The sequence below is a fragment of the Acidovorax sp. ACV01 genome (assembly GCF_014851495.1).
Taxonomy (GTDB): Bacteria; Pseudomonadota; Gammaproteobacteria; order Burkholderiales; family Burkholderiaceae_C; genus Acidovorax; species Acidovorax radicis.
The window spans coordinates 1,004,219-1,010,744 of record NZ_JACUZT010000001.1 but is presented as its reverse complement, the minus strand read 5'-3'; the positions used below and the strand labels follow the sequence as shown (position 1 = coordinate 1,010,744).

Below are 6,526 nucleotides of genomic sequence, written 5' to 3'. Positions count from 1 at the left end.
GGGCCAGCCACTCCAGGCGCTCGATGTAGGTCTTGGGGCGGAATTCACCCTGCTCGTCGAAGTCCGTGATGGGGAAGGACAGCAGGCCGGAGCCCATGATGGATTTGAGTTCTTGCGGGTTCATGGTGATGGTAGGTCTGGTGAGAAAAACCTTGAAAGCCTTGGAGCTTCGAAGTGGGAAATCAATCGAGCTTGATGTTGGCGGCCTTCACCACGGTGGCCCAGCGGGCGCGTTCCTTGGTGAAGAACTGGTCTTGCTCGGTGGGGGTCATGGTCACCACTTCAGCACCCTGGCCGGCCAGGCGCGAGCGGATCTCGGGGGCGCGGATGGCCGTGATGAGTGCCTTGTTGAGCTTTTGCACGATGGCATCCGGGGTGCCGCGTGGTACCAGAATGCCTTGCCATGTGCCCGATTCGAAACCAGCCACGCCTTGTTCGGCGAGGGTGGGCACATCGCCAATCAGCGGCATGCGGGTGGCTTTGGAAACGCCCAGCACCTTGAGCTTGCCGTTCTGCACCTGGGGCAGGGTGGCGAGCATGCCGTTCATCAGGATCTGGGTCTGGCCAGCCACGGTGTCTTGAATGGCGGTAACGCCCCCCTTGTAGGGGATGTATTGCCACTTTGCACCGCTGGCGCGCTCCAGCGCCACGCCTGCCACGTGCGGCGCGCTGCCGGTGGCCGTCACGGCAAAGTTCAGGTCGTTCTTTTTCGAATACGCCACCAACTCCTTGAAGTTGTTGACGGGCACCGAAGGGTGCACCACCAACAGGTGGGGCGAGTACGCCAGCATGGTCACGCCACGCAGGTCCTTGGAGGGGTCGAATGACAGCTTGGTGTAGACCGAGGGGCTGATGGCCAGCGCACCCACGTCGCACAGCAGCAGGGTGTAGCCATCGGGTTCGGCCTTGGTCACAAAGTCGGCACCCAGGTTGCCATTGGCGCCGGGCTTGTTCTCGACGATCACCGTCTGCTTGAGCGATTCGGACAGCACTTGGCTGATGGAGCGCGCAATGATGTCCGAGCTGCCGCCTGGAGGGTAGGGCACCACGATGCGCAGGGTCTTGGCAGGCCATTCGGCGGTCTGTGCGGTGGCAGAGGCCGCAGCAAGGGTGGCGATACACGCCAGAAAGGCGGCTCTACGGCGCAGGGTCATGGAATGTCTCCGTGAATTAAGTTGTTAGTCATCGTACAACTAAGATTGCAAAGTGGCAATAGGAATGGTGGGGATTGGGATCTTTTTAGGTGAAAAATCAGGGTTTCTACCAGCATTTTTGCGTGAATTTCCCTATGGTATCGCCGGAAAAATTCCGCGAACGGCAGTCTTCAAAATTGGGGTAATCCCTGCATGAAGAGTTGGAAGTTATCGCGACAATGCAACTCTTGTTGTACGACAACATATAACGTATGACAAAACCCAAGACACTCCGCCGACCACACCGAGTCCCGGTCAGTAGCCGGCGGATGAATACCCATATGGCAAGCGGTGGCTGCGACCACCGCGCCGATCACTTCAGGAGATGGCAATGACCGCTGTACTTCGCATCCGCACCCGGGCGGCGCAACTGGCACTGGCTGCCGCTACCTGCCTGGCCACGCCCGGCGCCTGGGCGGTCACCTGGGTGTATGTCTCCAACGCAGACAGCCAGGATGTGTCGGTGTTCGAGCTGGACCGAAGCGCCGCCGCGCTCAAGCCGGTGGACACCACGGCGCTGGGCGGCATGGCGATGCCCATGGCTATGAGCCCGGATAAGAAGGTGCTTTACGTGGCGCTGCGCTCGCAACCATTTCGGGTGGTGAGCCTGGCGATCGACCCCACCAGCGGCAAGCTGCGCAAGCTGGGCGAGGCTCCGCTGGCCGACAGCATGGCCAATATCGATACCGATGCCACGGGGCGCTGGCTATTCGCGGCCTCATACCCGGGCCACAAGATCACGGTCAACAGCATTGGCAAGGATGGGGCGGTGGGCGCTGTGCAGCAGCTCATCCCCACGGCGCCCAACGCGCACGCCATCCATGCCGATGCCGCCAACCGCCACGTATTTGCCACCAGCCTGGGCGGCGACAACCTGTCGGCCTGGCGCTTCGATGCCGAGACCGGCAAGCTCACCGCCAACGAGCCGGCGGTCACTATGGTGACCCCTGAAAAAGCGGGCCCGCGCCACTTCGTGTGGGACAAGGGCCAGCGCTTCCTGTATTTGCTGAATGAACTGGACGCCTCCGTGCACGTGCTGGCCTACGACGCGGCGCGCGGCACGCTGCGCGCGGTGCAGCGCACCACAGCGCTGCCGGCCGGCTTTACCGGCAAGCCCTGGGCGGCCGACATTCACCTGTCGCCCGATGGCCGCACGCTGTATGCGTCGGAACGTACATCTAGCACACTCAGCAGCTTCCGCATCGACGCGGCCACGGGCCAGCTGCAACCGCTGGGCCAGGTGCCCACCGAAAAAACCCCGCGCGGCTTTGCGGTGGATTCGTCGGGCCGGTTCCTGATCGCAGCGGGGCAGGAGTCCCACCAGGTTTCGCTGCATCCCATCGACCCCACCACCGGCATCCCGGGCACCCCAACGCGTGTGCCTGCGGGCAAGAACCCCAACTGGGTCGAGATCGTTGACTTGCCTTGAGACGGCCTGAACCGTAGAAACGCCAGAGCGGTTCCTCCATTCGGGCCATCCATTCACCATCCATAAACCAGGAGACTTTTCATGCAACGCAGAACCCTCATCCACACAGCGGCCCTTGCCGCCGCCGTGGGCTTCATCGGCCTGCCCGCCGCCGCCCAGGGCGCGTGGCCCACGGGCAAGCCGATCAGCTACGTGGTGCCGTTTGCCGCTGGCGGCACCACCGACACGCTCGGCCGCCTGATCGGCCAGCAGTTGGGCACCGCCCTGGGGACCACCGTGGTGGTCGAGAACAAGGGGGGCGCGGCCGGCAGCATCGGTTCGGAGGCTGCAGCGCGCGCCGCACCTGACGGCTACACGCTGCTGGGTGGCACCGTCAGCTCCCACGCCATCAACATCAGCCTGTACCCGAAGCTGGGCTATGACCCCATCAAGTCATTCAGCCCTGTCACGCTGATCGGTACCAACCCCGTGGTGCTGGTCGTGGCCGCCAACAGCCCACACAAGACGCTCAAAGACGTGCTGGCCGCCGCCAAAGCCAAGGAGGGCGGCCTGTCGTCGGCCTCTGCCGGCACCGGCAGCTCGCAGCACCTGGCTGTGGAACTGCTGGCCTACAAGTCGGGCGTGAAGTTCACGCACATCCCGTACAAGGGCAGCGGCCCCGCCATCCAGGACGTGATCAGCGGCCAGGTGGACATGATGTTCGACACAACGGTAGTCGCTGCACCGCACATCCAGAGCGGCAAGCTGCGCGCCATTGCCGTCACCTCGCCCAAGCGCCTGGCCTCCATGCCCGATGTGCCCACCGTGGCCGAATCGGGCGTGAATGGCCTGGCCGACTTCCAGGTGCAGTCGTGGCAGGCGATTTTTGTGCCCGTCGGCACCCCCACACCCGTTGTCACGCGCTTGCACGACGAGATCCGCAAGATCCTCGCCCAGCCCGACATGCAAAACCGCCTGAAGGGGTTTGGCATGGAGCCGGCCGACCTGAACGTGACGCAGATTGCCGCCTTCCAGAAGGCTGAAGTCGAAAAGTGGGCGCAGGTCATCAAGGCGGCGAATATCAAGGTGGATTGAGCGAGCAATCCGTCGATCGCCCTTGCTGGGCAGGGTGCGGGATGGCCCTTGCGGGCCATCCCGTTTTTTTTGCCTGTCGTGGCAACAGGTTTGCAACAGGTTCTGACAAAAAGCAGGGGCATTGCCGGGAAGAGGAGGCAGGGCAGCGGGCGCCGTCGCAGCGAGACACAGCTGTGCGGCGTCTCCCATTTTTCTCCCCAATTGGCAGGCAGAAATACGGGTGGCGCATCCGCCATCCGCATGGTTTGACCTCTATACCCCATCTTCTGAAGGCCCCTGTATGACACACGCAACCCCTCCTCTTCTCACCCGGCGTCGCAATGCACTCGGCACCGTGGGCGCGCTCACCGCGCTTACCCTGAGTGCATGCGGAGGGGGTGGGAGCAGCAGCAATTCCAGTACGTCGAGCAATGCGTCGCTCTCTGGGTTGAGCGTGTCAGAAGAAGGGTTGAGCCCGGCATTTGATGCGGCCACCACCAGTTACGACCTGGCGGTGGCTAACACCGTCGCGTCACTGAAGCTGGTGCCAACGACTGCGGGCACCGATGCCAGCGTCCAGGTCAATGGCGCCACTGTGGCCAGTGGCAGCAGCACGGCGACGGTGGCTATCGCCGAGGGAACGAACACGCTCTCGGTGGTCGTCACGGCGGCGGATGGCAGCACCGCGCGCACTTACACGGTGCGGGTCACCCGGGCGCCGGCCAGTGCGTCTGCAGATGCTTCGCTGCGCGCGCTCACCCTCTCGTCCGGCGAGCTGTCGCCCACCTTTGCGGCCGGCACCACGGCCTACACGGTGGCGGTGGCCAATGCCGTCTCGATGGTCACGCTCACCCCCACGGCCACGAGCGGCGCTGCGAGCATTCGTATCAATGGCGTGGCCGTGACCAGCGGCAGCGCATCGGCAGCCATCTCGCTGGCTGTGGGCACCACCACGCTCACCGTGCGCGTCACCGCCCAGGACAAGGTCACCACGCGCAGCTACACCGTCGTCGTCACGCGGGCCGCCACCACGGTGTCCAGTGACGCCTCGCTCAAGACCTTGGTGCTGTCCGCAGGGGCGCTCACCCCCACCTTCGCGTCCGCCACCAGCAGCTACACCGCCTCGGTGGCCAACAGCGTGGCTTCAGTCACCGTGACGCCCACGGCTACCAGCGCTGCGGCCACGGTCTCGGTGAACGGCGTGGCGGTGGGCAACGGCAGCAACTCCGGCGCCATCGCGCTGGCAGTGGGCAGCAACACCATCAAGATCGTCGTGACCGCGCAGGACGGCGGCACCAGCAGCAGCACCACTGTGGTCGTGACGCGGGCCGCAGCCTCCGTGTCCACGGATGCGAGCCTGTCTGCGCTGGTCCTGTCGTCTGGCAGCCTATCGCCATCCTTTGCTGCGGCCACAACGGCCTATACGGCGGCCATCTCCAACACCGTGGCTTCGTTGACCCTCACGCCGACCACTGCGAGCAGCGGTGCCAAGATCACGGTCAATGGCAGCACCGTGGCCAGCGGCGCGGCGTCATCCGCCATCACCCTCGCGGTGGGGAGCAACACCCTGAGCATCGTGGTGACGGCTGCAGATGGCGTCACGGCGCGCACTTACACGGTGGTGGCCACGCGCGCCGCCACGGGCACATGCACACTCACGGCCACCGAGACCCAGGGGCCGTACCCACTGCTGGCAATCCTGTCGAACTCGGCCATGGTGCGCAGCAATATCACCGAGGGCAAAACCGGCGTACCGCTGACGGTGACGCTGACGGTGCAGGACGTGAGCAATGGCTGTGCGCCCGTGGCGGGCGCAGCGGTCTACATCTGGCACTGCGACAAGGATGGCCTCTACTCGGGCTACAGCACCGGCACCAATGCGGGCCAGGCGGGGTTGACCTATCTGCGCGGTATCCAGGTGACCAACAGCAGTGGCCAGGTCACCTTCACCACCATCTACCCCGGCTGGTACGCGGGCCGCATCACGCACATCCACGCCCAGGTCTATCTGAACGACAACCTCAGCGTCACCGCCACGGCCACCACCCAACTGGCCTTCCCCCAGGATGCGACGACGGCGGTGTACAACAGCACGCTTTACAGCGCCAAAGGTCAGAACAACTCGGTGACGAGCTTCGCCGCCGACAACGTGTTCAGTGACGGCACCAGCACAGAGATGGTGGCCATCAGTGGGAGTGTGGCGAGCGGTTACGCTGCGAACCTCACCGTCAACATCGCCTGAGTACGCGAAGGAAGCTCCGGGCTATTGAGTCCGACCCAGCGAACCCGGAGCCTCAGTCAACCCCCGCTGGGGTGCTGGGTTCGCGCAGGGCTCCGTCTTCATGCGCCCCGGGCTGGGTTCAGACGCCCACGGGGGCGTGCGCACCGCCGTTCGCTCCGGATCTTTCGGCCAGGCAAAACGCAGGATGCTGGCCCGTGAGCAGCAGAAACATCGCAAACACTGGCCCTTGCATGTTGCGCTCGTCGCTGGTGCTCTCCAGCGCCTGCCAGGTGCGCGACTGCACACCGCCTCGGCTGCCCGTCTGCAGCGGGTAACCCATCAGCTCCGCTGCCTGCGCCTGGCTGAGCCCTGCGGCAATGCGCGCTGCCTTGAGCTGGTCGCCCGTGGGGGTGGGCATGTCGAGCGGAATGGGTGTGGTAGTGGACATGGGTAGGCGGTTTGAAAGTTGTTTGCTATTAAATTTATAGCTATAAACGCAATGTGAACAAGCGGTAGGGCCTATTTTCACCAAAAATTAGCAGACCGCCGCCACGTTGCAGGGCACGCCGCATCAACACCTGGTGCCGTGGCAAGGATAAAGGGTCCCCTAAAATCCGCGAACCACACCAA

At 64.1% G+C, this 6,526-nt stretch carries 5 protein-coding genes and 1 pseudogene; 3 read left to right on the top strand and 3 right to left on the bottom strand.

The genetic code is table 11. From position 1 onward, the window contains the following. Positions 1–124 (bottom strand): annotated as a pseudogene (locus IB243_RS04565) (5-dehydro-4-deoxyglucarate dehydratase); the annotation flags it as partial. A 58-nt stretch (positions 125–182) separates the two neighbouring features. Continuing rightward, positions 183–1,154, bottom strand: a complete 972-nt coding sequence (locus IB243_RS04560) for a tripartite tricarboxylate transporter substrate binding protein (RefSeq protein WP_192425285.1) — start codon at positions 1,152–1,154, stop codon at positions 183–185. A gap of 370 nt (positions 1,155–1,524) precedes the next feature. On the opposite strand from IB243_RS04560, the gene IB243_RS04555 reads away from it, so the two are divergent. From IB243_RS04555 to IB243_RS04545, 3 genes are all read left to right on the top strand, one after another. Continuing rightward, the gene (locus IB243_RS04555) at positions 1,525–2,622 is read left to right on the top strand and encodes a beta-propeller fold lactonase family protein (protein ID WP_192425283.1); all 1,098 of its coding nucleotides are present in this window, start codon (positions 1,525–1,527) and stop codon (positions 2,620–2,622) included. A gap of 81 nt (positions 2,623–2,703) precedes the next feature. Further along, entirely contained in the window at positions 2,704–3,696 is a 993-nt protein-coding gene (locus IB243_RS04550) for a tripartite tricarboxylate transporter substrate binding protein (protein ID WP_192425281.1), read from the top strand. 280 nt (positions 3,697–3,976) lie between these two features. Then, complete coding sequence (locus IB243_RS04545) at positions 3,977–5,917, top strand: cadherin-like beta sandwich domain-containing protein (RefSeq protein ID WP_225584697.1); 1,941 nt, start codon at positions 3,977–3,979, stop codon at positions 5,915–5,917. 118 nt (positions 5,918–6,035) lie between these two features. Here IB243_RS04545 and IB243_RS04540 read toward each other — a convergent pair whose 3' ends face one another. After that, positions 6,036–6,344, bottom strand: a complete 309-nt coding sequence (locus tag IB243_RS04540; protein ID WP_192425277.1) for a DNA-binding transcriptional regulator — start codon at positions 6,342–6,344, stop codon at positions 6,036–6,038. Between the last annotated feature and the right edge of the window lie 182 nt (positions 6,345–6,526).